Genomic DNA, 22,918 nt, shown 5'->3' on the forward strand with positions numbered 1-22,918 from the left:
CACTCGGCACCTCGCCTAGGCTCGGTGTGCCCGCACTCCGGCTTGAATCCGTGGGCCGCCGCGATGGGCCATCCATGGCCCAGCGCGGCTAACCCGGCGTCCTGCCGGGTTACCCACGGATTCAAGCCTGCGTTCGGCCAGCGTGTTTAACGGGGCGCCTAGGATCAAAATCAAAATCAAAAGCGCAGATCAACAGACCGCTGACTTCGTCAGCGAAAAGGATGTAAGAGCCAAATCAAAAGCACATCAAAAGCAGAGCAAAACCAGAGCAAAAGCAGAGCAAAAGCAGAGCAAAAGCAGAGCAAAAGCAGAGCAAAAGCAGAGCAAAAGCAGAGCAAAAGCAGGACAGCAGGCTAGGACCTTTCTGTCTGATCTATGGAGATCAAACTGTGGGAGGGGGCTTGCTCCCGATAGCAGTGGGTCAGTCACAACTGCATCAACTGACACACCCTCATCGGGAGCAAGCCCCCTCCCACATTTGGACGGAGTTGGAGCTGAGAACCCGGTCGGCTCTAAGGCCGCCGCGCTCTTGCTTTTGATCTGAAATCGCCCCGTCAACCACGATGGCCGGAATTCGACATTGATTTGGGGGGTAAACCGGCAGGGATGCCGGTTTAGCCGCCCTGCGCCATGGATGGCGCGTGGCGGCGGCCCCCCAAATCAATGTCGGATTACGGGCATGCCGAGCCTAGGCGAGGCACCGAGTGGTGGGGCGAAGGCCTTTTGGTTACTTTTGTGCCTTTACAAAAGTGACCCGCTGTAAGAGCGGAACCACAGGCGGCCGTTACCGCAGCAACGGATATACACTCGATCCCATCCAACATCCTGGTCGGCTTTAAGGCCGCCATCGGAAACACCACCTCTGGTAAACCAAGCTCACCACAACAGCAGCATTGCCAACCGAACGGATCATTTGATGCGGTAGTGAAAGGTATTCCGTACAGCCGGCACCACAACAGCCTTGCCATCAACGATCCTTGGCTGATAGCGGAAGGTGTTCGCCGCCGCCAGTGAAGGACGCATGAACAACGGGTGGCAGCCGTCCAACACCTTGGGATTTTCCACGCGGCCTTGGGTGTTGACGCTGTACTCCAGGGTGCAATCGCCTTCGATGTTCTTGTCCAAAGCACGCTCTGGGTAATCCGGCGCTTCCTTGCTCAGAGGCTGGTATTGGCGGCTGTCAAAGGCCGGTGCCGCTGCAGGCGCAGGTGTGGCGACGCGGGCTTTTTCCGCAGCCAATCGCTCCTGGGCCTGGCGCTGTAGTTCCAGCTCGCGGGTGCGTTGTTCGGTGGCCAGGCGTTCCTGTTGTTGCTCGATTTTCTTTTCTTCGACGCGTTTACGCGCCAGGGCGGCTTTCTCCAGTTTTTGCGCCTGGATTCGGGGGTCGACCGCAGGTTTCACTGGTACCGGAATCACCACCGGCTCCGGCGGCGCAGGTGACGGTGCAGCAACCACCGGCTCTGGTACTGCCACCGGCGCAGGCGGCAGCATGACCAACTGCGTGTGCATCACCCGAGGTGCCTCCACGATCGGTTTTTCCGTCGACCAGCCCACCATCAACGCCGCCAACACGCCCACGTGCAGCGCCACCGCCAGGCTGGCGGCGAAGCTGTTTCGCCACACGCCGGAGGTATCCCTGGGTTCCATCACAAGCGTCGGACTGTGCATGATCATCGCCGTCATTGCGGGGCCTCGGTCACCAGCCCCAGGTTGCTGACACCGCCTTTTTGCAACACCGCCATGGCTGCAACCACACGTCCGTAGCCGGCGTTGTCATCGGCGCGGATGTACACCTGGGTGTCGCTGCGTGCCGCTACCACCTGCATGACCTTGGCGCCCATTTCGTCCAGGCTCACGGCACTGTCGGTCTGGTGCTGGGTGTCGAGCTCGCCGCCGAGGTTCCAGTAGTAGCCGCCATCGGCCTTTACCGACAGCGTCAGGATCTGCTGGCGGGTATCGGTGGCCAGCGCCTCGGCGGCGACCTTGGGCAGCTCGATCTTCACGCCCTGGGTCAGCATTGGCGCGGTGACCATGAAGATCACCAGCAGCACCAGCATCACGTCGATATACGGCACCACGTTCATTTCGGCCTTGGGCCCGTGCTTGCGTTGCGGCCTGACTAACATGGGAGTTGCTCCTTTCAGGCGGCCACGGCCAGGTTGATCGGCGCACCGCGCAGGGTGCGGTGCAGGCGCACTTGCAGCTCATTGCCAAACGCGTAGTAACGGGTGAGCAGCGTCTGGCCACGCGCCGCGAAGCGGTTATAGGCGATCACCGCCGGGATGGCTGCAAACAGGCCGATGGCTGTGGCGATCAGCGCTTCGGCAATGCCCGGCGCCACTGTCGACAACGTGGCCTGTTGCACTTGGGACAAACCGATAAAGGAATTCATGATCCCCCACACCGTGCCAAACAAACCGATGTACGGGCTGACTGAACCCACGGTCGCGAGAAATTGCAGGCCCTTTTCCAGTTCGATTTCCTGCTCGGTGATCGCCACCTGCAAGGCCCGCTCAACACCTTCGAGCACCGCAGGGTCATGGCTGTGCAGGTGCTGGTATTCCTGGACGCCGGCAATAAAGATCGGCGCAATCCCGCCCTCGCCCGCCTGCACGGTTTCGCGGTACAGCGGTTGCAAGTCCGACGCTGCGCGAAAGCGCTGCACGAAGCCATTCAACTGGCGCTCCAGGCGGCGCAGTACGCTGCCGCGCTGGATGATCAGGTACCAGCTGAGCAACGACGCCAGCAGCAAGGTGATCATGACCGCCTTGACCAACAGGCTGGCGTCACTGATAAGGCCCCAGATCGTCATATGTTCCATCGTCGCGTGCATGGTGATGTCCTATTCGATTAAAAAGTGATGACGGGGTGATGACGGTTCACGGCAATTTCAGCGCACGGGTCACGTCAGCCCACGGTACGAATTTAAAATTCTGGGTTTGCTCGGGCATGCGCTTGCGGCCGTCCTGCACCACCAGCATGCCTTGGCTCCAAGGCCCGCCCAGGTTGATGGCGGTGACCTCCAAGCCATCGGTTTCCGAGGCGCCGTCGATACCGGCGGCGGCATTAAGGCCGACGCGAAACCCACCGTGAATCGCAAACGGCGGCTCGGCATCCACCACCAGGTAGCTGTCGTTGCCTTGGCTGGAGATCACCAGATAGTCGCGCTTGTCGCTCTGATACAGCGCCAGGCCCTCGACGTCCGCGTGCAACTGCGGACCGACCTTGATCACGCTAGTGAGGGTGGCCGGTTGATCAGCACGAGCGTCCACCGCCCACACCCCCACGTCTTCTTCGCCGATAAACAAGCGCTGGCGCTGGTCGTCGGCCACGCAGCCTTCAGGCTGGCTGTCGACCTTGAACTGGCGCACCAGCTCACCTTGCACACGGCCATCCGGGGCGCTCAGGCGGTATTGCAGGAAGGTGCCGTCCTTGCCGTTGGCGATGGCATAGATCTCGCCGCTGGCGGGCTGATACAGGCAGATGCCATAGATTTCCTTGAGCGGCGTAGGCACTTCACCGGCTTCGCGCAACTCGCCGCTCTGACGGTCGATGCTGAATACGCTGAGGCTGTTGTGATCACGATTGCTGGCGACGGCCAGATCCACGGTCTGGGCGCCCAGCTTGAAGTTGGGGCGGACGTCGACGTTGTTCAGGCGTCCGACCGCCAGTTCCTGCAACAGCTTGCCGTCAAGGTCATAGGCCAACAGGCCTTGTTTTTTGTTGGTGCCAAGCACGCGGCTTTTGGCCGGGGTGTCGGGGTGAATCCAGATCGCCGGATCATCCGCCGCATCACCCTGGCGGCCGACTGGGTCGGTTTGGCGCACGGCGGCGACTTCCGGCAGTACAGGATCGGCCGCTACAGGCTTGGCCTGCCAGTTGAGCTTGCCCTGGTAGAGCGTGCCGCTGTCGTCGTCGCGTACCAGCAGCTGTTGGCCGTTGACGCTCAATTGCTCGGGTTCTTTCAGGCCAGGCAAGCTCAGGCTCGGCTGTTCCACCCAGCGCTCGCCCGTCCTTTGGAACAGGTGAAGTTGCGCAGTCTTTGGATCGAGCGCGACCACGCCACCCGGCACCAGGGCGACGGCACCGGCTTCACGTTTGGGATTATCGAACACCGCCACCGGGGTGCGTTTCACGTCCGCTTCCGGGTGCGCCGGGTAGGCCCACCAGCCGACATTTTCTTCATTGACTATCAGTTGATTCGTCCCGTCGTCCACCTGGCAGAACTGCGCCGATGGTGGCAGCGGCAAACCGCGCACACGCTGGGGTTCAGTCAGCAGCGTCGCGCCATTGCCCACCAACCATTGCTCGCCCTTGCCCTCCTCACCCACCAAAAACACAAACAGGTTGGCCGCTGAATCGCGGTACAGGCACAGGCCGTTCACCGGGTAATCGCGGGCCGGCAGGTACAGCGGTTTGCCCCAGGTTTTGCTGGCGGCGTCGAGGGTGATCAACAGCGCTTGTTGACGATCATTGTCGAGGCTGGCGACCAGTACCTGGGCGCCTGCGGTGCGGGTGTCGAGGCTGCTGAAGTTGCCTTTGAACCGGGTCAGTTCAGTGCCTTTGGCGTCGAGCAGTTGCAGGCCGTCGCGGGTGCTGGCGGCCAGGCGCTCGGGGGTGCTGGGGAGGAAAGCCACTGCTTCGGCGTTCAGGGATGTCGCCCAAGGCGTCAGGGTCAGGTCGGCAGCCAGTGCATGAGTGCAGGTCAACACCGATATCAGCAAGTACAACGTGGAGATTCTCATGTACGAACAAATCCTTCGAAAACAATGGAGTTCCCATGTGGGAGGGGTCTTGCTCCCGATGAGGGTGTGTCAGTCAGCAGATGTATTCACTGAACCACCGCTATCGGGAGCAAGCGCCCTCCTACATTGGAATCGAGGTGTGAGTTAGAAATGGGTGAAGGTCAGGCCGAGCTTGTAGGTCGGGCCGTACTCTTCGTATTGGCCGTTGTAGCTGCGGTGGCCGGTGTAGACGAAGTACGACTCATCGGTGAGGTTCTGGGCCTCGAAGCTGACTTGCAGGTTCTTGGTCAGCGAGTAGCGCGCGCTGAAATCGACGAAGGTCTGCGCGTCCACATGGAGGTCGTGGGCCTTGTCGTTGATCGAGGCCAGTTCATACAGGTAAGCCGATTTGTAGTTGGCCGACAGGCGCAGGCTGAGCTTGTCGTCTTCCCAACCGAGCATCAGGTTGCCGACGGTGTCTGACTGGTTCGGCAGGCTGATGTTGCGTTTGCGGTTCGTGCCGCTGGCGGCGTCGAAGCCTTCGATATCCGCGCTGGAGCGGCTGAAGGTGCTGTTGGCGCCGATCAGCAGACCGTTCCAGGGCGCGGGCAGCCAGTCGAATTTCTGCGAGTAGGCCAGTTCCAGGCCATAGAGCTTGGCGCTGTCGCCGTTGGCGTAGGTGTGGGCCTCGGAGAAGTTGGTCCAGGCGCCGGTGCCGGCCACGTCGGTGTTGTAGACGAAGTTCTTGATGTCTTTGTAAAACACGAACGCCGAGACGGTGCCGGCGCGGCCCATGAAGTGCTCGATGCCAAGGTCGAGGTTGCTCGATTCCAGGGGCTTGAGGTCCGGGTTGCCAAAGGTGGCTTCGTCATCGTCGATCACAAAACCCGGCGCCAGTTGGCCGAAGGTCGGGCGCACCACGGACTTGGTCCAGGCCGCGCGCACCTGGGTGTTTTTGTCGATCTGGTAGCGCGCATGCAGGCCCGGCAGCCAGTGGTGATACTGGCGCTTGGTCTCGGTGGCAGTGAACACGCCATCGGTGGCGCCGGTACCCTTGGCTTCGAACTCGGTGCCTTCGTAGCGCAGGCCGGCGATAAAGCGCCAGTCGTCGATGTCGATGGTGTTCATCAGGTAGCCGGCGTTGATGTCTTCGCGAATGGTGAAGTCGTTGACCCGGGACTCGGTCTCGTCATAAAAGTCCGCTGCATTGAGGCTGCCGATCAGTTGCTTGATGCCGCTGGCGTTGATGCCTGGCCCGTAGTTGCCCAGGCGATAGTCGACACTGCCCTTCTGGAACTGGGTCAGGTTGAGCTGGTCGGCGGTGTAGCCAAGGGTGTCGAAGTCCTTGTAGACCCAGGCCTCCAGGTCATTGTCCTTATTACGGCGACTCACCTTGCCACCGAATTTGACCTGGGACGCATAGCCGCTCAGGTCGTAGTCGCGGGCCAGGTCCAGGCGCAGGTTTTTCTCGGTGTCCTTGGTGTTCTGTTTTTCCCAATCAACTTTGTCGAGCGTGAAGTTGCTTGGGTCGTAGAAACCGGCACCGATGATTGGCCGTGGCTTGTCCTTGTCGTAGAAACCGCTGTTGGCAAAGTCGCCGCCGTCGAAGGTGGCTCCGGCGATGTGCGCCGGGCTGTCTTCGCTCGATTGGCTGTAGCCGGCCTGACCGCTGAGGGTCCACAGGCCAAGCATGCGCTCACCGCCGAACACGTAGGACTGGATTTCCTGGGTTTCCTCACGGTTCTTCAGCTTGCGCTTGGCTTCAGCGTCGCCCAGTTCACCGGCGGCTTGGGGGTCGGCAAATTCAATGCTGGTGGAGTTGCGGGTTTCGGTGTCTTTGTAGCGGCTGTAGAGGGTGCGCAGGTAGTAGCTGCTGAGGTCATCGGGCTTGTAGTCGAAGTTCAGTCCACCGCCGGCGCGTTCGCGGCTGATGTCGTAATCACGCTGTTCGAATTCGTTGAGTTTGGCGCCGTCGGTGAAGTCCCAGGCACCGCCGGTTTCGACGTTGTCCGAGCCAAAATCACGCTTCTGCCAGCTTAGGGCTGCGGCTACGCCAAAGTTGTCGATGCCATCGCCGAGGCTGAAACGGTTGCTCGCCGCGCCGGAGAATTTGGGGCTGGTCTGACTCGTATTCTTGTCGTAACTGGCTTCGGTGCTGCCGGTGTAGAACAGGCCTTTGTGGTCGAAGGCCGACAGGCTCTGCACGTCGACGGTGCCACCGAGGGAGTTAGCGTCCATGTCCGGGGTGAGGGTCTTGATCACCGACAGCGACTGCACCAATTCTGACGGCAGCACATCAAGGGCCACGGCGCGGCGCGCGCTTTCCGGGGCGGGCACCAGGGTGCCGTTGATGGTTACGCTGTTGAGGTCCGGACCGAGGCCACGCACGCTGACAAATCGCCCTTCGCCCTGATCGCGCTCGACGCTGATGCCGGGCAAACGCTGCACCGCTTCTGCGACGTTTTCATCCGGCAACTGGGCCACGCCGTCGGCATGCACCACGCTTTTGATGCTGTCAGAGCTGCGCTGCTCTTTAAGCGCTTGATCGATGGCAGCGGCCTGGCCGACCACTTCGACATGCTCGGTGGTGGTGGCCTCGGCGGCGCTCAACCGTTCGCTGGCAATCGCCAGGGCCAAGGCGGTGAGCGTGAAGCTGACGAGCCCGGTGCGCTTGTACATGAAATCCTCCCCAAGAATCCGTTGGCGCCAGGCAAATGGCCCGGCAACTGGGAGGGCAAGCTAGGGGTGGGGGATGACGGTTCTGTGACAGGGGTCGGCGCGAAGCCCCGTAAACCGGGGGTTTTGCCCGAACCGGGACGTGGAATGAGCTGATATGACCTGTGGAGATCCCCTGTGGGAGGGGGCTTGCCCCCGATAGCGGTGGGTCAGCTGGCCTATCTGTTGACTGATACACCGCCATCGGGAGCAAGCCCCCTCCCACATTTCTTGATCTCCAGTGTGTTTGAGGTGAGCTGATTCGACCCTCCCACGCCGTCATCCAACCGTCACATCCATCTGCTGTGCTGGCGCCCATCGCTCATTCGCCCAAGGACCCGCGGCCATGTTTTCCGTGCTCAAACCTCATCGCTGGAAACTCGCGCTCTTGCTCATTGCCGCCAACGCCGGGCTGATCCTGCACCTGGCCTGCGGCGAGTTGAAGAGCGTCAGCGAGTGGGTCTGGCTGGATATTTTCGGCGAAGGCGGTTCCGCCCTGCTCGCCCTGGTGTGGCTGGGCCTGGTGCTCAAAAGCCGCCCCGCCGGGCGCGTCACCAATTACCTGGCGCTGGGGCTGTCGTGCATCTTCTTTTCGTGGTGGATCGACAGCCTCGATGAGTTTATCCGCCTGCCCGACAGCATCACCTGGGACCACTGGCTGGAATCCGGCCCGATGCCGGTGGGCATGATTCTGCTGACCATCGGCATCTACCACTGGCACCGCGAACAACTGGCGATCAGCGCGCAGATGGAAAAGCGCGAACGGCTGTTTCGCGAGCACCGCCTGTTCGACAAACTCACGCCCCTGGCCGGTGCCGACTACCTCAAGCGCCAATTGGCCGACAGCCTGCACGACAGCCGCGAACAGCAACAACCGCTGTCACTGCTGGCCCTGGACCTGGACAACTTCGCCGCCATTAACCAGGCCTACGGGCATGCCGAAGGTGACGCCGTGCTCCAGGCCCTCAGCCATTTGTTATTGCTCAATCTGCGCCGCCAGGACTTGCTTTGTCGACTGGCCGGTGACCGCTTTGTGGTGCTGCTGCCCAACACCGGCGAGCGCCAGGCCAAAGAGCTCGCGCTGGAGTTGCAGCAAGCGGTACATGGCCTGGCCCACAAAACCCGGCAACAGGGCGAACGCCTGCAACTGGCGGCGACCACAGCGGTAGTAATGGCCCTGGACGAGCCGCCCCAGGACTTGCTCAAGCGCCTGAACCTGGCGTTGGCCAGGGCCAAGCAACCTCTCGCGAAAAGCGCCTGAGATGGCGGTGAAAACCAACTGGTATGAGGCCGACAGCCGCTTCATCCCAGGGCACAACCAACCCGCCACGCTGATTGACCTGGCCTTGTCCCGTGACATCGACAGCCATCGTTTGCTGCGCGGCACCGGGCTGTTCCACGAGGACATCCTGGCGGGAACGGCGCGCTTGAGCCCGCAGCAGTTCCTGGCACTGATCGGTAACAGTCGAAAGCTGCTGGATGCCGACGACAGCAGTTTTCTGTTGGGCCAGCGCTTGCTGCCCGGCTATTACGGCGCAGCCAGCCATGCCTTGGGCCATGCACAGAATCTGCATCAGGCGCTGGAGATCCTTATTCAGCAACAGGTGCTGCTCAGCCCGTTGGTCACCCTGCAAGTGGAGCTGGATGAGCGCCACGCCTACCTGTATTGGCTGGACAGTTGCGGCGCTGGCGAGCAGTGGCGGTTTCTGCTGGAAGCGAGCATGACGTCGCTGGTTGCCATGAGCCAATGGCTCAGCGGCGAGCGTCTGCCGTGGGTGTGCAGTTTCAGCCATGCCGAGCCGCGTTATGTCGAGCAGTATTGGGTACATCTGGGCGAAGAGACGCGCTTCGAGCGTCCGCTGGACATGATGTGCATCCCCCGCGAACACCTCACCCGCGCCTGGCCCGGGGCTTCGGCTACCGCCGGCCAGGTCGCGCGCCAGCAGGCTCGCGAACAGATCGAACATTTGGGCTTTGCCGGCAGTTTTCTCGATTGCCTCTACGACTATTTGCGCGAGCAGGTGCGCCAACCGCCGAGCCTGGAACAGGCGGCCCAGGCCTTCGCCATGAGTCCAGCGACCCTCAAGCGCAAACTGCACAAACACCACACCGGCTTTCAGCAGCAAGTGGACCGGGTACGCAAACAGGTGGCGCTGCACCTGTACCAGGTCAAGGGCTACAGCAATGATGAAGTGGCGGCGTACCTGAACTTCAATGATGCGGCAAACTTTAGACGCTCATTCAAGCGCTGGACTGGCAGCACCCCGAACCTGATCCGCCAGTTGTTCAACAGCCGCTAGCCAGGCGCTCGCGCAGGAACTCCACCAACGCCTGCACCGGCCGCGAGCTTTGCCGATGTTGGGGATAGACCGCCGACAAGGTCAGGGCTTCGGGGGCGAAGTCGTCGAGAATGGTGATCAGGCGACCGTCCTTCAACGCGTCGCCAACGATAAAGGTCGGCAGATAAGTGACGCCCAGCCCGGCGATGGCGGTGTCACGCAACAGCTCACCGTTATTCACGCGCATGCGACCGCTGACATTCAGCGCCTGCACCTTGCCCTTGAAGCGCCATTGAACTTGACGGCCATGGCCGTAAGGCAGGCAGTCGTGTTGAGCCAGATCATCGGGTTGCAAGGGTGTGCCGCGCAGAGCCAGGTAGTCGGGGCTGGCGCAATACACCCGCTGGATGCTGGCGATACGGCGGGCGATCAGGGTGGAGTCTTCCAGGGTGCCGATGCGCAACACCAGGTCGTAGCCTTCGCCGATCAGGTCCACGGGGCGATCGCTGAGGTCGACTTCCACCGACACTTGGGGATGGCGCTGCAAAAACTGCGGTAACAGGCAACCCAGGTGCGCCATGGCAAACGACAACGGCGCGCTGAGGCGAATGGTGCCGCGCGGTTCGCTGTTCTGGCCGGCGATGCCCTGCTCCACTTGCTCGACTTCACCGAGCAGGCGCAAGGCGGATTCGTAGTAGCTCTGGCCCAGGGGCGTGACATCCAGCCGGCGCGTCGAGCGGTTGAGCAGGCGCACGCCGAGGCGATCTTCCAGCTGGATCAGGCGGCGGCTGACGAATTGCTTGGACAGGCCCAATTGTTCGGCGGCAGCGGTGAAGCTGCCGGATTCCATGACCTGGCAAAACAGGCGCATGTCTTCGAAGGGGTTCATTGTCGCTTCTCGGTGGACGATGGGCTGATTTATAACTGGATGGTCGCAACACCACAAATCAAATGTGGGAGGGGGCTTGCCCCCGATTGCGGTGTGTCAGTCTCAATAGCTTTGACTGAGGCACCGCTATCGGGAGCAAGCCCCCTCCCACATTGATCACCTACAGGCTTGAAAACCGGTTACTTGGCAGTAAACGCCGAGTAGCTGTTCATCAGGTTGCGGTAGTTGGGGATGCGCGGCGACAGCAGGTTGGCTAGGCCTTCCATGTCGTTGCGCCAGTCCACTTGCAGCTCGCAGGCCACGGAGAACCAGTTCACCAGCTGGGCGCCGGCGGCGGTCATGCGCGCCCAGGCGGCTTGTTGCACGGTTTCATTGAAGGTCCCGGAAGCATCGGTGACGACGAACACTTCGAAGCCTTCAGCGAGGGCACACAGGGTCGGGAACGCTACGCACACGTCCGTCACTACACCGGCAATGATGATCTGCTTGCGGCCGGTGGCCTTGACCGCCTTGACGAAATCTTCGTTGTCCCAGGCGTTGATCTGGCCAGGACGGGCGATGTACGGCGCGTCCGGGAACAGTGCCTTGAGTTCTGGCACCAGTGGGCCGTTAGGACCGCCTTCAAAACTGGTGGTCAGGATGGTCGGCAGGTTGAAGAACTTCGCCACGTCGGCCAGGGCCAGCACGTTGTTCTTGAATTCGTTGGGGGAGAAATCCTGTACCAGGGAGATCAGGCCCGTCTGGTGGTCGACCAACAGTACGACGGCGTCATCTTTGTTCAAGCGCTTGTAAGTCATGGGTTAACTCCTTTGGGGGTTTAAAAGGCAAAACACGAGCAGCCGAACGCACCCCAGAAACCCTGGAAGTCGCTAACCGGCACGCTGGAAAGACGGGCTTTCTCATGGCTGTGGGAATGCACGCCGCACGGGCCGCTGCATTGGTGTACTTGAGCTTGCAAAGGCGAATTTGGACGCCAGTGACCCGGCACCTTGACCACCGGCGACCAGTCCGGCAGCACCGGCACGCGCGGCGGTGCGTAGTCTTCGAAGTCGCCGGCGCCGTACACGACCTTGCCGCCCACCACGGTGAGCACTGACTCGATCCACTTGATGGCTTCTTCATCGACACTGAAGAAGTCCGCTGACAGCGCGGCGACGTCCGCCAATTGGCCGACCTTGATCTGGCCTTTCTTGCCCTGCTCGGACGAGAACCAGGCGCTGCCATGGGTGAACAGCTCCAGCGCGGTGAGGCGCGGCAGACCTTCGGCGTGCAGTTCCAGGCCGCCGACGGTACGGCCGCTGACCATCCAGTACAGCGAGGTCCAAGGGTTGTAGCTCGACACCCGCGTGGCGTCGGTGCCCGCCCCTACTGGCACGCCTTCGGCGAGCATGCGCTTGATCGGCGGCGTGGCTTCGGCAGCCTTGGCACCGTAGCGCTCGACAAAATACTCACCCTGGAACGCCATGCGGTCCTGGATCGCAATGCCGCCGCCGAGGGCTCGAACGCGCTCGATATTTTTCGGGGTGATGGTCTCGGCGTGGTCGAAGAACCACGGCAGCCCATTGAACGGGATTTCGCGGTTGACCTTTTCGAACACGTCGAGCATGCGCGAGATGGACTCGTCATAGGTGGCATGCAAGCGGAACGGCCAGCGTTGTTCCACCAGGTGGCGCACCACCGGTTCCAGCTCCTGCTCCATGGTCAGGGGCAGATCCGGGCGCGGCTCCAGGAAGTCTTCAAAGTCCGCCGCCGAGAACACCAGCATCTCGCCGGCGCCATTATGGCGCAGGTAGTCATCGCCCTGGTGCAGGGTGACGCTGCCGGTCCAGTTCTTGAAGTCGCTGAGTTCTTCCTTGGGCTTCTGGGTGAACAGGTTGTAGGCGATGCGTACCGTCAGCTGTTCGTCCTTGGCCAGTTGCTCGATCACCGCGTAGTCATCGGGGTAGTTCTGGAAACCACCGCCGGCGTCGATGGCGCTGGTGAGGCCCAGGCGATTGAGTTCACGCATGAACTGGCGCGTGGAGTTGACTTGGTATTCCAGCGGCAGTTTCGGGCCCTTGGCCAGGGTCGAATACAGAATCATCGCGTTGGGCCGCGCCACCAGCATGCCGGTGGGGTTGCCGTTGCTGTCGCGCACGATCTCGCCGCCCGGCGGGTTCGGCGTGTCTTTGGTGTAGCCGGCCACGCGCAACGCGGCGCGGTTGAGCAAGGCGCGGTCATACAGGTGCAGCACAAACACCGGCGTGTCCGGCGCGGCCTGGTTGAGTTCTTCCAGGGTCGGCATGCGTTTTTCGGCGAACTGGAATTCGTTCCAGCCGCCCACCACGCGCACCCATTGCGGCGTGGGCGTGCGGTCGGCCTGGTCCTTGAGCATGCGCAGTGCATCGGCCAGGGACGGCACGCCTTCCCAGCGTAGTTCGAGGTTGTAGTTCAGCCCGCCACGGATCAGGTGCAGGTGGGAGTCATTGAGGCCGGGAATCACGGTGCGGCCCTTGAGGTCGATGACCTGGGTGCCGCTGCCACGCAGGGCCATGGCCTCGCCATCGGTGCCGACGGCGACAAAGCGACCCTGGCTGATGGCGACGGCGGTTGCGCGCGGGTTTTCACGGTCCACGGTGTGGAACTGGCCATTGAACAGAATCAGATCGGCGTTCATAGGGTTTCCTTTACAGAGGCTTCAAGCCAGGGTGCGAACAGGCGGGTAGCCGCCGGCATCAGCAGGTACACCACCAGCAGCACGATGGTCAGAGTGACCAGGAAGGTGGAGACCACGTAGTTGGACAGGAACGGGTGCAGACGCAGGATGGGCCCCCAGATAAACGGCAACAGCAAGGTCTGCGGCAAAATCACAAACAGGCTGACGACCGCCTGTTTCCAGCGCGGCGGCTTGGCGGCGCTGTCGGCCAGGGGCGCGAACCAGAATTCGTTGACCGCACCGATCTCGGTCTTGTCGCCATCGGCCAGCATCGGCGAGGCTTCGACAATCAGGGTTTTACGCTCGGGGGAGTCGAGCCAGGTTTCCAGGTCGTCGGTGGAGCGGTAGCGCAATACGCAAGTGAATAGCGCCAGGTTGTTCTGTTTGCTGCGCACCACGTCGACACCCAAGTGCCCTGGGCGCTCGCCGGCGATGCGCACGATGCGGCGCAGCCAGGCTTCGTAGTTGGCTTCCTGGCCTTGCTTGATCAAGTGTTTGACGACCAGGGTGACGACTTCGTCGGGTCCCGTCTGTGGTGCTGGGTCCATGGTGTGCCCCTCTGCCTTGAAATGTCAGCGATGAGGGGAGTTTGCCGCGGATGGGGGGTGGGAAAATTGGATGTACGTGCTGTTTAAGTCACCAGCCTTCTTTCAACATACGCAACTCCAGGTGCTGCAGCAGCATGATGGTCTTGCCGTCGGCGATCTCGCCGCTCTGCACCATCGCCAGGGCCTGCTCGAAGCCCAGTTCCAGCACCTCAATGTCCTCGCCCTCCTCTTCCAGGCCACCGCCACCACTGACCCGATCCCCCGGCTGGTATTCGCCGATAAAAAAGTGAATCCGCTCAGTGACCGAGCCTGGGCTCATGAACGCCGCGTAGACCTTCTCAACCTGCCCCACGCGATAACCGGTCTCTTCCTCGGCTTCCAGGCGAATGCGCTCCTCGGGGCTGGCATTGTCCAGCAAGCCCGCCGCCGCTTCGATCAGGTAACCGTGGTAGTCATTGACGAAGGTGGGCATGCGGAACTGGCGAATCAGCAACACGGTGCGTTGCGCGCGGTTGTACAGCAGGATGGTCGCGCCATTGCCTCGGTCGTACACCTCGCGGGTCTGAGCTTGCCAACTGCCGTCGCGACGACGCAGGTCGAAGCTGTATTTTTTCAGCAGGTACCAGTTGTCCGAGAGGGTCTCTTCGGCGGTGATGCGAACGGGGCTGTTGTCCATGGTCGGGCTCTTTGTTCCAAGGAGTAATCGGGGGTTCACGCTTGTTTGATGCGAGGCCACGCGGCCGCGACTTCTTCAGCACTGCCGGCGTTGATCCGCGCCAGGTTGCGCGGGTAGTCCACCCCGGGATTCTCAGTGAAGCGCGTTGCGGTGAATTGACCGTTGCTGGCCCGCAGGATGTAGCCCGTGTCCTCGCACAGCGTGGAGGCGAGAAACAATACCCCCGGGGTTACCCAATCCGGCTTGAGTTCGTCAGGTTCCTCGGTCACGCCCCACATCCGCGTCTTGGCCACCGGCGAGATTGCATTGACCCGGATGCCGGCCTCGGCGCCCTCATGGCTCAGCGCGTTCATGATCCCCAGTTGCGCCATCTTGCCAGCGCTGTAGGCCACCAGGCCGGTCTGCTCGTATTGTGCGTACATGGCGCGGTCGGACGTGGTGAGGATAATCCGTGGCGCGGTTGAGCGCAGAAGGTGCGGCCACGCGTGCTTGCACAGCCAAAGTGGCGCGTAGAGGTTGATGTCCATGGCCCGCTGCAGGAACGCGGCATCCAGGTCTTGGATGTTCTGGTAACCCACCCAACCGGCGTTGTGAATAAGGATATCGAGTTGACCGAATGCCTCGATGGCGTACGCAACCAGTTGCTGACAGCCCTCGTTGGTGGACAAGTCACCGCCATGTCCGATCACCGCGAGCCCTTCGGCCTGCAAGGCTTCTGCCGCCGCCTGGACCACCGAGGCATCGTTGCCGGCGCCCACCTTGTCGGCGCCGATATCGCTGATCACCACCCGGGCACCGCCCAGGGCCAGTGCCCGTGCATAACTGAGTCCCAACCCCCGCGCACCGCCGGTGACGATGGCGGTTTTACCTGTGAAATCCATGTGCTTGCTCTCCTGTTCGGCCGCCTACCCTAACAACCGGTGTACGGGTTGTTCAATGCTGTAACACTTTGCAAGCAATCGCCGTGGGCGGCCGTCGAATTTATACCTGCCTGTGTAGGCCATCTGGTAAAACCCCAGCTTCACCTTTGTTCAGGAATCTTCATGCCCTCTCGTTTTCTATCGCGCCTAAGCCTGCGCTGGTTGCCCCTGCTGTGCATGGCGTTGTTGATCGTCGGCCTGCCGGTGGGGTGCAGCGTGCTGCAACACAAGGAGCGCGAACTGGTGTTTCGCATCGAACCGGGCACCGCCAGTTGGTACAGCGGCTTGCCCAAGGCGGTACAGGAGTTTGAACTCAAGCCCGCCAGTTTTAAGTCGGGGCAGAACATTCATGGTTGGTGGTACCCGGCGGACAAAAAGGACGCGCCAGCGATCCTCTACCTGCATGGCGTACGCTGGAACCTCACCGGGCAATTGTTCCGCATCGAGCAATTGCATGCCCTCGGCTATTCGGTTCTGGCCATCGACTATCGCGGCTTTGGCCAAAGCCGCGGCGAGCTGCCGTCGGAAACCACCGTGTACGAAGATGCGCGTATCGCCTGGGAACGTTTCCAAGTGCTGCAACCCGACCCGAGCAAGCGCCTGATCTACGGGCATTCCCTCGGTGGCGCGGTCGCCATCGACCTGGCTGCCGAACTGGGCAAGCAAACGCCTCGGCCGGTGCGCGGCCTGGTGATCGAATCCACCTTTACCTCCCTGGCAGACGTAGCGACGGCGGTGGCCAACACGTCGTTGCCGGTGCGCTGGTTGCTGTCGCAAAAGTTTGATTCCATCGACAAGATTGCCGACATCCATATGCCGTTGCTGGTGGTGCATGGCCTCGACGACCGCTACGTGCCGCCACGCTTCAGCCAGCAATTGTTTGAAGCTGCCCAGGAACCCAAGCGGCTGTTGCTGGTGCCCGGCGCCAGCCATAACAACAGCATGAGTCTGGCCGGTCGCAGTTATCGCCAGGCTCTCGACAACTTGATGCAGGCCAAGATGCCCGCCCACGTTGTCACGCACTCCGCGGAGCGCAAGGGCGAGTCATAAAACAGCTTTTCGGCACTGGGTTCGCGCTTGGCTGTCAAGCGCAAACCCTGCCCATACTGGGCCTCGCTGAAAGTTGATCAAATATTGACCGCGGGCTAAATCGCCATACCCGCCGGGGTCTTGCAAAGTTATCCACAGAGATACCCACGGTTTTCGTGGACAACTCTTTTCGTATTTTTACGATTTTTTTGCTCAAACAATGCTTTCGGGAAAGGTCCCCGGCAGCAAAATCTCACGGTTCACATCGCGTATATCGTTATAGCCACACAGCGCCATCGACACGTCCAATTCACGGGCGATGATGTCAAGTGCCTTGGTCACGCCCGCCTCACCCATCGCACCCAAACCATACAAATGCGCACGACCGATCATGGTGCCTTTAGCGCCGAGCGCCATCGCCTTGAGTACGTCCTGGCCGGAACGAATACCGCCATCGAGCCACACCTCGATACGCTCGCCTACCGCGTCGACAATCGCCGGCAACTGGCTGATGCTCGACGGCGCGCCGTCCAACTGACGGCCACCGTGGTTGCTCACCACCAAGGCATCCGCACCGGAATCAGCCGCCAGGCGCGCGTCTTCGACATCGAGGATGCCCTTGATGATCAACTTGCCGCCCCAGCATTTCTTGATCCACGCCACATCGTCCCAGCTCAGGCGCGGGTCGAATTGCTGGGCGGTCCACGACGACAGCGAACTCATGTCCGCCACGCCTTTCACGTGCCCGACAATGTTGCCGAACCCACGACGCTGGGTGCCGAGCATGCCCATCACCCAACGCGGTTTGGTCGCCATATTGAGGATATTCGGCAGGGTCAGTTTGGGCGGCGCAGACAGGCCGTTGATCAGGTCCTTGTGCCGTTGCCCCAGGATCTGCAAGTCCAGGGTCAGCACCAGCGCATCCACGCCAGCGGCCTTGGCGCGTTCGATCAGTTGCTCGACGAAGCCACGGTCACGCATCACATACAGTTGGAACCAGAACGGCTGGCCCACCTGTTCGGCGATGTCTTCAAGGGAGCAGATGCTCATGGTCGACAAGGTGTAGCGCAGGCCGAACCTGGCGGCAGCGCGGGCGGTGAGAATCTCGCCATCGGCATGCTGCATACCCGCCAGGCCGGTGGGAGCCAGGGCCACGGGCATGGCCATGTCCTGGCCGATCATAGCGGTGCGGATCGAGCGCTCATCAATGTTGCGCGCCACCCGCTGGCGGAATTTGATCCGGGCAAAATCGCTTTCATTCGCCCGGTAGGTGCTCTCAGTCCAGGAGCCGGAATCGGCATAATCGTAGAACATCCTTGGGACACGTTTTTGCGCCAGCTTGCGTAAATCTTCGATGGTTGTGATCAACGACATCTAGGTCACCTCTCCCTGAACTGAGCGCAGAGAGTAGCCGCACCACGGTCGCTCAACCAGTGATTGCGTTTATATCTACGGGAGACTAATCTCGCACAAACCCGCAAAAAAGCGCAAAAACATGCACGACACTCATCAAGCCATCGACCTGCCTTCCCTTCGCAAACAGAAGATTCTGTTGCTGCTGGAGCGCGACGGCAAAGTCACCGCCTCGGAACTGGTGGAACACTTTGCGGTGTCTCAGGACACCATCCGTCGTGACCTCGGCGAACTCGCCGCCGCCGGCCTGTTGCAGCGCGTACACGGGGGCGCCCTGCCTCGGCCCAAGGACACAGGCAAAGATTTTTTCACCCGGGTCGGCGAGACCAATGACGCCAAACGCCAACTCGCGCAGTTGGCCGCACAGAGGGTGGAAGACGGCCAGATTGTGCTGTTCGATTCCGGCTCGACCACGCTGCAGATCGCCCAGTCATTGCCGCGCGCAATCCGGCTGACGGTGGTCACAACCTCACCGATGATCGCCATTGCCTTGGCCGACCATCCCAATGTGACCGTGATTCTGGCCGGCGGCCAACTCAACCCGGCCACGCTGTCCACCGGCGGCCACGAAGCCGTACGCCTGATCCAGAGCATCAAGGCCGACCTGTTGTTTACCGGCGTATGCGCATTGCATCCGCAAGTAGGCATCAGCTCGCTGCACTTTGATGAAGTCGCGGTCAAGCAAGCCTTGCTCGACAGCGCTTCCCAGGTGGTCGCGGTGACCATGGCGGACAAACTCGGCGCGGTGGAGCCGTTTGTGGTGGCGCCGTGCAGCCGGATTCACACGTTGATTACCGAGTGGCATGTGCCGAGTGTGGAGGCGTACGAGCAGCTAGGGTTGGAAGTGTTGCGGGTTGAGGTCGAGTAGGTACAAGGCATCAGCCACCGCATGGCCGCTGGCGGTGTTGTCGAAAATGCACCAGGTAGGAATGCCATCTGCAGCAGACCGGCTCAGGTGCCTTGCGAACCCGAGTACACGCTCCGGGCCATAGGCGCTGTGATAGATGCGCGGTGATCCGTGCAGGCGCCAATAGCGCACGCCTTGCCATCCCGCGCAGGTGGGCGTGGCGTCGATCACGGGTGGGTCGACTGCCACCCGTCCTATGTGCAAATCCTGCAACATCGCCTCAGCTGCCAGCCAACTGGCGTGGCGCGGCTCAAGCACCACATTGCCGGCAAAACATCGGCGAACAGCCATGAAAAAGGCGCTGGCACTGGAGGGCTCATAGCTCAATGAGGGAGGCAGTTGCACCAGCAGGCAGCCCAAGTGTTCACGCAGTGGCGCGCACTGTTCGAGAAACTCATCCAGCGCAGCTTCACAACGCTGCAGGCCCAACTCGTGGGTAATACGCTTGGGCACTTTCACCGAAAAACGAAACGCAGACGGCACGGATTGGCCCCAACGTGCGTACGTTTTCGGCAGGTATGGACGATAGAACGAGCTGTTGATCTCCACCGCGTTAAAGCGCGACGCGTAGCGCTGCAAATGCGTGCCCGCGTCGCTGAACGCCGGCCAGTGCTCACGCGGCAAGCTCCAGCCCGCACAGCCGACGTACAACAATCCCGTCAAAAAAGCACCGCCGCCGCATCGCGCATGAAAATCTCGATGGTCTTGGGGCCTACGCCATCGAACTCGGCCAAGCGGTTCTCAAACGCCTTGCGGTCTGCACTGGCGCGACGTACGTGAGTGATCTTTCCCCCGTAATCGGCGTTCAGCTTCGCGCTGAGGTCCAGCAGCCGCTGCGCAGTAGATTCGTCGTAGCGAACGTAATGGGCACGCCCCAGCATTGCCACCAACTCTCGCGACGTACAGTGCTGCAACTTGCGGGCAGTGTCGCGCCCCTGCTGCTCCACAATCACCCTGTATGCCTGTGCGGCAATGGGTGCCTGGATTCGCTTGCCCATCAGGAAACTGGCGATAAACCACTTGAACAAACCGCTGTCGTCCTCAGGCTTGAGTTCGATCCCCAATTCAGCAGCGGTAATCGCGCGCGCCATGCTTATTGACCCCGCTTGCGATCAGCCGTGGCGGCTGAGTCTGCACTTTTCCGTGCCTCTTGCGAGCTCATACGGTCAGGTGTTTTAACGGCAGTTATGGGAGCGGCCACGGTATCTCTCCAAGCAATTAAGGGAGCACAAAAAATCGCGTCCTGTGTGAAGCAGAGCCCTGGGTATTTCGATAGTTCAAGGAAATTTCAGCGTAGAAATCGGCGCAAAAAAATTTAAACCTTTTGCCCACGCGCGCCCTCAACAGTCAGGTATCGGCGAAGCTGAAATGGCCAGGAAGCGACAGGCCAGACACGACCATTAACCCCCTTCACCCAGGAGACACTCGACCATGACCTCGCAACTCAACGGAAAGAAAATCCTCATCATCACCTCCAACACCGGCATCGAGCGCGACGAGTTGCTCAAGCCCCTGGAAGCGCTGCGCGGTTTTGGCGCGACGGTGACCCACGCTTCCAGCAAGGGCGGCAGCACCCAAACGTTTGTCGGTGATACCGAAAAGGACAGGACCGTGGAATCCGAGGTGCAACTGTCGGATGTGCAGAGCAGCGATTTTGATGCGCTGGTGATCCCCGGCGGTACCGTGAACGCCGACACCCTGCGCCAGGACGCAGCGGCGCTGCGCTTGATCAAGGACTTCGCCGCCGACGGCAAAACCATTGCGGCCATTTGTCATGGGCCGTGGACGCTGATCGACGCGGGCGTAATCAAAGGCAAGACGTTGACCTCCTACAAAAGCGTCCGCATCGACCTGGAAAACGCCGGCGCTGCCGGTTGGGTCGACGCCGAGGTCAAGCAATGCAACGCCAATGGCTGGACCTTGATCACCTCCCGTACACCCGACGATTTGCCGGCATTCAATGAGGCGATTGCCAAGGCGCTGGCTGGCTGATATCCGGCACCTGAACGTAAACAGGCGCCCATAGGGCGCCTGTTTGCTAACGGCCTTAGGCGTCAGCTCTTGCGGTGTTCCGGCATCTCGCGTTTGGGCCCGAACATCGCCCACGCAATCAGGCCCAGCAACGGCACAAAGATCAGGATCACCAGCCACAGCCCCTTGGTCTCCCAGCCACCGGTACTGCGCAATACGACGTTAATTGCCCACAATTCCAAGAGCAGCAGAACCACCGCCAAACCGATCCAGACATAATTTATTTCCATGATTCACCTCCTGAGGTCTATGGGTTAGGTCAAGCATTCCCCCCAAGGGTTCCATCGAAATTACGCCAGGGCGCTCTCGCCCAATGGTTGCGGCACATGCCGAGCCACCTCCGTCTGTCCAGTGCGCAGGTAGAAGCGGGTTTAATGCAACCTGGTTGGGGACCGACCATGCAAGCTGCACGACACAGGTTTTCTAAAATCAATCTCAACTTATTGATTCGAATGACGTTTAACCGATCATCCATGATGGTCTGACTTATGCAATTTCCTACCAGACAACGCGCGCACCTCGACGCGCCCATACCCTGACTGTGAGGTTTCATCATGAATGCCATCGACCTGCTCAAAGCCGACCATGAACGTGTTAAAGCATTGTTGACCCAACTGAGCGAATCCACCGAACGCGGGGTTAAAAAGCGCACCGAGTTGCTGGCTAAACTCGAAATGGAAATCAGCCTGCACACCAAGCTTGAAGAAGAGATTCTGTACCCGGCGTTCCGAAAAGCCGGCGGCAAGGAGCAGGACATCATGTACCACGAAGCCAAGGAAGAGCATCGCACCGTCGACTCGCTGGTGCTGCCTGACCTGAAGCAGACGGAGCCGTCCACCACCGAGTTTTCCGGTCGGGTGAAGGTGGTCAAGGAACTGCTGGAACACCACATTGAAGAAGAGGAAACCGAGATGTTTCCTCAAGCGAAGAAACTGCTGGGCAAAGCTCTACTGGAAGAACTGGGTGAACAAATGCAAGCCATGAAGGCCGCGCATAAGAAGGCGATGGCGGACAAGCCAATGGCTGCGTGACGCACCCGTCGACCCGTGGACAAGTCCACGGGTGTGTTCGATGAATCAAGAGGATTGAATCATGACGAATAGACAAAGGATCGTGCTTGCACTCTGCCTGACGGCTCTTTCAGGCCAACCCGCCCTCGCCGCTTTCGGCGACAACCCGACACCTGCAGCCAATGCTGTTGCAGGTGATGGGGCTGCAGGCTCCGCGCTGCCACCCGGCACGTACCCGAGCAGCCCGGCCGACAGCGGCAAAAAAAGCCAGGACACCGTCAAACAGCCGGACAAAACTCCCAAGGCTGATGACCGCGACGATAGAGACAAAGACCGTCAGCAAAAACCGCGCACCGGCAGCTGACAGCTCAACCGTAATCGGCAGCGCAGCCTGTCAGTCAGCGCGCGCTGTTCCGGGCCACGCCACCGACGCTGCGATGTGCTGCACCATTTAGTGCCAACGCAATACGCACGCGTCTTGATACCGATCAAGGCACAGGCAACCAGCCGTTGAAGCGTCCTTGGGCGTTCAACGGGCACCAGGCGAAATCCCATGGCGAGGGTGGCAAGGCTGAGGGTGCAGCGTCGGCGAACATCGCTTGCTTGCAATCGAACACCGTCATCGATTGCCAGGCCAGGACTACCCCCTGCGCGTGGCTGGTATCGGTGTTGACCCAACACGCTGCGGCGGCCGCCATGAACGCTTCGATGGGCTCATCGTCGATGTGCTGGCGATACGTCGAGCTCAGCAACCAGCGGCACACATTCAGGTGGTAGGTCCAATCCTGCGCGGGCTGGTTGCGATAGGCCCAGGTCATAAAGCTGCGGAACAGGTTCAAGCCCTCGGGCGGGTCGAGCTTGAGCAGGGCTGGGCAGATATCGAACAGGGTGTGCCAGTAGGGCAAAAGGCGTGCATCCAGGTGCACGAAGCAGCGGGAGTTACTCGGGTATTCAGCCCGCGCCGGTTCCGCGCGCAGGCGACGGGACGCCTTGCTGACCAGGCGACTCGCGCCTGCAGGCAATTGTTGGTTCATGAAATGCACTCACAGTCGTGACGATAGAACGCCTCCTGGTCACAGGAG

General features: G+C 60.9%; 23 protein-coding genes. 7 read left to right on the forward strand and 16 right to left on the reverse strand.

The window, feature by feature from the left end; genetic code table 11:
• Positions 1-909 precede the first annotated feature (909 nt).
• From BW43_RS07715 to BW43_RS07695, 5 genes are all read right to left on the reverse strand, one after another.
• Entirely contained in the window at positions 910-1,683 is a 774-nt protein-coding gene (locus BW43_RS07715) for an energy transducer TonB (protein ID WP_032889394.1), read from the reverse strand.
• The gene (gene tolR, locus BW43_RS07710) at positions 1,680-2,126 is read right to left on the reverse strand and encodes a protein TolR (protein ID WP_032889397.1); all 447 of its coding nucleotides are present in this window, start codon (positions 2,124-2,126) and stop codon (positions 1,680-1,682) included. The genes BW43_RS07715 and tolR overlap by 4 nt, the downstream gene beginning before the upstream one ends.
• A 14-nt stretch (positions 2,127-2,140) precedes the next feature.
• Positions 2,141-2,833, reverse strand: a complete 693-nt coding sequence (gene tolQ / locus BW43_RS07705) for a protein TolQ (RefSeq protein ID WP_032889400.1) — start codon at positions 2,831-2,833, stop codon at positions 2,141-2,143.
• Positions 2,834-2,879: 46 nt separating this feature from the next.
• Positions 2,880-4,745, reverse strand: coding sequence for a phytase (locus tag BW43_RS07700; protein ID WP_032889402.1), 1,866 nt, complete (start codon positions 4,743-4,745; stop codon positions 2,880-2,882).
• Positions 4,746-4,889: 144 nt separating this feature from the next.
• Complete coding sequence (locus BW43_RS07695; RefSeq protein WP_032889405.1) at positions 4,890-7,403, reverse strand: TonB-dependent receptor; 2,514 nt, start codon at positions 7,401-7,403, stop codon at positions 4,890-4,892.
• A gap of 382 nt (positions 7,404-7,785) precedes the next feature.
• On the opposite strand from BW43_RS07695, the gene BW43_RS07690 reads away from it, so the two are divergent.
• Together BW43_RS07690 and BW43_RS07685 are read left to right on the forward strand one after the other, a co-directional pair.
• The gene (locus tag BW43_RS07690; RefSeq protein WP_032889407.1) at positions 7,786-8,700 is read left to right on the forward strand and encodes a GGDEF domain-containing protein; all 915 of its coding nucleotides are present in this window, start codon (positions 7,786-7,788) and stop codon (positions 8,698-8,700) included.
• Between the two features lies 1 nt (position 8,701).
• Positions 8,702-9,739 carry an AraC family transcriptional regulator gene (locus BW43_RS07685; RefSeq protein ID WP_032889410.1) on the forward strand — a complete coding sequence of 346 codons (1,038 nt, stop codon included), beginning with the start codon at positions 8,702-8,704 and terminating at the stop codon, positions 9,737-9,739.
• On the opposite strand, the gene BW43_RS07680 is transcribed toward BW43_RS07685, so the two are convergent.
• The 6 genes from BW43_RS07680 to BW43_RS07655 form a co-directional block, all read right to left on the reverse strand.
• Entirely contained in the window at positions 9,726-10,607 is an 882-nt protein-coding gene (locus BW43_RS07680) for a LysR family transcriptional regulator (RefSeq protein WP_032889413.1), read from the reverse strand. The two genes, BW43_RS07685 and BW43_RS07680, sit on opposite strands and share 14 nt — an antisense overlap.
• Positions 10,608-10,786: 179 nt before the next feature.
• Positions 10,787-11,404, reverse strand: coding sequence for an isochorismate family cysteine hydrolase YcaC (ycaC, locus tag BW43_RS07675; RefSeq protein WP_032889415.1), 618 nt, complete (start codon positions 11,402-11,404; stop codon positions 10,787-10,789).
• A 20-nt stretch (positions 11,405-11,424) separates the two neighbouring features.
• On the reverse strand, positions 11,425-13,263 hold the full coding sequence (locus BW43_RS07670) for an amidohydrolase (protein WP_032889419.1): 1,839 nt from the start codon (positions 13,261-13,263) through the stop codon (positions 11,425-11,427).
• Positions 13,260-13,850, reverse strand: coding sequence for an antibiotic biosynthesis monooxygenase (locus BW43_RS07665; RefSeq protein WP_032889421.1), 591 nt, complete (start codon positions 13,848-13,850; stop codon positions 13,260-13,262). The genes BW43_RS07670 and BW43_RS07665 overlap by 4 nt, the downstream gene beginning before the upstream one ends.
• A gap of 88 nt (positions 13,851-13,938) precedes the next feature.
• Positions 13,939-14,526 (reverse strand): NUDIX domain-containing protein, encoded by a 588-nt coding sequence (locus BW43_RS07660; protein ID WP_032889423.1) that lies wholly within the window; start codon positions 14,524-14,526, stop codon positions 13,939-13,941.
• A gap of 35 nt (positions 14,527-14,561) precedes the next feature.
• Entirely contained in the window at positions 14,562-15,407 is an 846-nt protein-coding gene (locus BW43_RS07655) for an SDR family NAD(P)-dependent oxidoreductase (RefSeq protein WP_032889425.1), read from the reverse strand.
• A 162-nt stretch (positions 15,408-15,569) separates the two neighbouring features.
• Here BW43_RS07655 and BW43_RS07650 point away from each other — a divergent pair, with 162 nt between their 5' ends.
• Positions 15,570-16,496, forward strand: a complete 927-nt coding sequence (locus tag BW43_RS07650) for an alpha/beta hydrolase (RefSeq protein WP_032889428.1) — start codon at positions 15,570-15,572, stop codon at positions 16,494-16,496.
• Between the two features lie 192 nt (positions 16,497-16,688).
• On the opposite strand, the gene BW43_RS07645 is transcribed toward BW43_RS07650, so the two are convergent.
• Positions 16,689-17,849: an alpha-hydroxy acid oxidase gene (locus BW43_RS07645; protein WP_032889430.1), complete on the reverse strand. Its 1,161-nt coding sequence runs from the start codon at positions 17,847-17,849 to the stop codon at positions 16,689-16,691.
• Positions 17,850-17,970: 121 nt separating this feature from the next.
• On the opposite strand from BW43_RS07645, the gene BW43_RS07640 reads away from it, so the two are divergent.
• The gene (locus BW43_RS07640; RefSeq protein WP_032889432.1) at positions 17,971-18,756 is read left to right on the forward strand and encodes a DeoR/GlpR family DNA-binding transcription regulator; all 786 of its coding nucleotides are present in this window, start codon (positions 17,971-17,973) and stop codon (positions 18,754-18,756) included.
• On the opposite strand, the gene BW43_RS07635 is transcribed toward BW43_RS07640, so the two are convergent.
• Both BW43_RS07635 and BW43_RS07630 read right to left on the reverse strand, forming a co-directional pair.
• Positions 18,721-19,458: a DUF72 domain-containing protein gene (locus BW43_RS07635; RefSeq protein WP_032889434.1), complete on the reverse strand. Its 738-nt coding sequence runs from the start codon at positions 19,456-19,458 to the stop codon at positions 18,721-18,723. The two genes, BW43_RS07640 and BW43_RS07635, sit on opposite strands and share 36 nt — an antisense overlap.
• A complete protein-coding gene (locus BW43_RS07630) occupies positions 19,455-19,886 on the reverse strand; it encodes a hypothetical protein (protein ID WP_032889435.1) in 432 nt (143 codons plus the stop codon). Before BW43_RS07630 ends, BW43_RS07635 begins: the two co-directional genes overlap by 4 nt.
• A 340-nt stretch (positions 19,887-20,226) precedes the next feature.
• On the opposite strand from BW43_RS07630, the gene BW43_RS07625 reads away from it, so the two are divergent.
• On the forward strand, positions 20,227-20,787 hold the full coding sequence (locus tag BW43_RS07625) for a type 1 glutamine amidotransferase domain-containing protein (protein ID WP_032889437.1): 561 nt from the start codon (positions 20,227-20,229) through the stop codon (positions 20,785-20,787).
• Between the two features lie 62 nt (positions 20,788-20,849).
• Here the strand turns inward: BW43_RS07625 and BW43_RS07620 are convergent, their stop codons facing one another.
• Entirely contained in the window at positions 20,850-21,056 is a 207-nt protein-coding gene (locus BW43_RS07620) for a PLDc N-terminal domain-containing protein (RefSeq protein ID WP_032889439.1), read from the reverse strand.
• A 324-nt stretch (positions 21,057-21,380) separates the two neighbouring features.
• Between BW43_RS07620 and BW43_RS07615 the strand changes: the two genes are divergently transcribed.
• Both BW43_RS07615 and BW43_RS07610 read left to right on the forward strand, forming a co-directional pair.
• A complete protein-coding gene (locus tag BW43_RS07615) occupies positions 21,381-21,857 on the forward strand; it encodes a hemerythrin domain-containing protein (protein WP_032889441.1) in 477 nt (158 codons plus the stop codon).
• Positions 21,858-21,918: 61 nt separating this feature from the next.
• A complete protein-coding gene (locus tag BW43_RS07610) occupies positions 21,919-22,200 on the forward strand; it encodes a hypothetical protein (protein WP_032889443.1) in 282 nt (93 codons plus the stop codon).
• 124 nt (positions 22,201-22,324) lie between these two features.
• Here the strand turns inward: BW43_RS07610 and BW43_RS07605 are convergent, their stop codons facing one another.
• Positions 22,325-22,870: a putative natural product biosynthesis protein gene (locus BW43_RS07605; protein ID WP_032889445.1), complete on the reverse strand. Its 546-nt coding sequence runs from the start codon at positions 22,868-22,870 to the stop codon at positions 22,325-22,327.
• Between the last annotated feature and the right edge of the window lie 48 nt (positions 22,871-22,918).

It is taken from the genome of Pseudomonas sp. RIT357 (assembly GCF_000632245.1).
Classification (GTDB): Bacteria; Pseudomonadota; Gammaproteobacteria; order Pseudomonadales; family Pseudomonadaceae; genus Aquipseudomonas; species Aquipseudomonas sivasensis.

Excerpts from the sequence above, each read along its gene's own strand:
- BW43_RS07715 (WP_032889394.1), bottom strand. The coding sequence starts at position 1,683 with ATGACGGCGATGATCATGCACAGTCCGACGCTTGTGATGGAACCCAGG.
- tolR (WP_032889397.1), bottom strand. The coding sequence starts at position 2,126 with ATGTTAGTCAGGCCGCAACGCAAGCACGGGCCCAAGGCCGAAATGAAC.
- tolQ (WP_032889400.1), bottom strand. The coding sequence starts at position 2,833 with ATGCACGCGACGATGGAACATATGACGATCTGGGGCCTTATCAGTGAC.
- BW43_RS07700 (WP_032889402.1), bottom strand. The coding sequence starts at position 4,745 with ATGAGAATCTCCACGTTGTACTTGCTGATATCGGTGTTGACCTGCACT.
- BW43_RS07695 (WP_032889405.1), bottom strand. The coding sequence starts at position 7,403 with ATGTACAAGCGCACCGGGCTCGTCAGCTTCACGCTCACCGCCTTGGCC.
- BW43_RS07690 (WP_032889407.1), top strand. The coding sequence starts at position 7,786 with ATGTTTTCCGTGCTCAAACCTCATCGCTGGAAACTCGCGCTCTTGCTC.
- BW43_RS07685 (WP_032889410.1), top strand. The coding sequence starts at position 8,702 with ATGGCGGTGAAAACCAACTGGTATGAGGCCGACAGCCGCTTCATCCCA.
- BW43_RS07680 (WP_032889413.1), bottom strand. The coding sequence starts at position 10,607 with ATGAACCCCTTCGAAGACATGCGCCTGTTTTGCCAGGTCATGGAATCC.
- ycaC (WP_032889415.1), bottom strand. The coding sequence starts at position 11,404 with ATGACTTACAAGCGCTTGAACAAAGATGACGCCGTCGTACTGTTGGTC.
- BW43_RS07670 (WP_032889419.1), bottom strand. The coding sequence starts at position 13,263 with ATGAACGCCGATCTGATTCTGTTCAATGGCCAGTTCCACACCGTGGAC.
- BW43_RS07665 (WP_032889421.1), bottom strand. The coding sequence starts at position 13,850 with ATGGACCCAGCACCACAGACGGGACCCGACGAAGTCGTCACCCTGGTC.
- BW43_RS07660 (WP_032889423.1), bottom strand. The coding sequence starts at position 14,526 with ATGGACAACAGCCCCGTTCGCATCACCGCCGAAGAGACCCTCTCGGAC.
- BW43_RS07655 (WP_032889425.1), bottom strand. The coding sequence starts at position 15,407 with ATGGATTTCACAGGTAAAACCGCCATCGTCACCGGCGGTGCGCGGGGG.
- BW43_RS07650 (WP_032889428.1), top strand. The coding sequence starts at position 15,570 with ATGCCCTCTCGTTTTCTATCGCGCCTAAGCCTGCGCTGGTTGCCCCTG.
- BW43_RS07645 (WP_032889430.1), bottom strand. The coding sequence starts at position 17,849 with ATGTCGTTGATCACAACCATCGAAGATTTACGCAAGCTGGCGCAAAAA.
- BW43_RS07640 (WP_032889432.1), top strand. The coding sequence starts at position 17,971 with ATGCACGACACTCATCAAGCCATCGACCTGCCTTCCCTTCGCAAACAG.
- BW43_RS07630 (WP_032889435.1), bottom strand. The coding sequence starts at position 19,886 with ATGGCGCGCGCGATTACCGCTGCTGAATTGGGGATCGAACTCAAGCCT.
- BW43_RS07625 (WP_032889437.1), top strand. The coding sequence starts at position 20,227 with ATGACCTCGCAACTCAACGGAAAGAAAATCCTCATCATCACCTCCAAC.
- BW43_RS07620 (WP_032889439.1), bottom strand. The coding sequence starts at position 21,056 with ATGGAAATAAATTATGTCTGGATCGGTTTGGCGGTGGTTCTGCTGCTC.
- BW43_RS07615 (WP_032889441.1), top strand. The coding sequence starts at position 21,381 with ATGAATGCCATCGACCTGCTCAAAGCCGACCATGAACGTGTTAAAGCA.
- BW43_RS07610 (WP_032889443.1), top strand. The coding sequence starts at position 21,919 with ATGACGAATAGACAAAGGATCGTGCTTGCACTCTGCCTGACGGCTCTT.
- BW43_RS07605 (WP_032889445.1), bottom strand. The coding sequence starts at position 22,870 with ATGAACCAACAATTGCCTGCAGGCGCGAGTCGCCTGGTCAGCAAGGCG.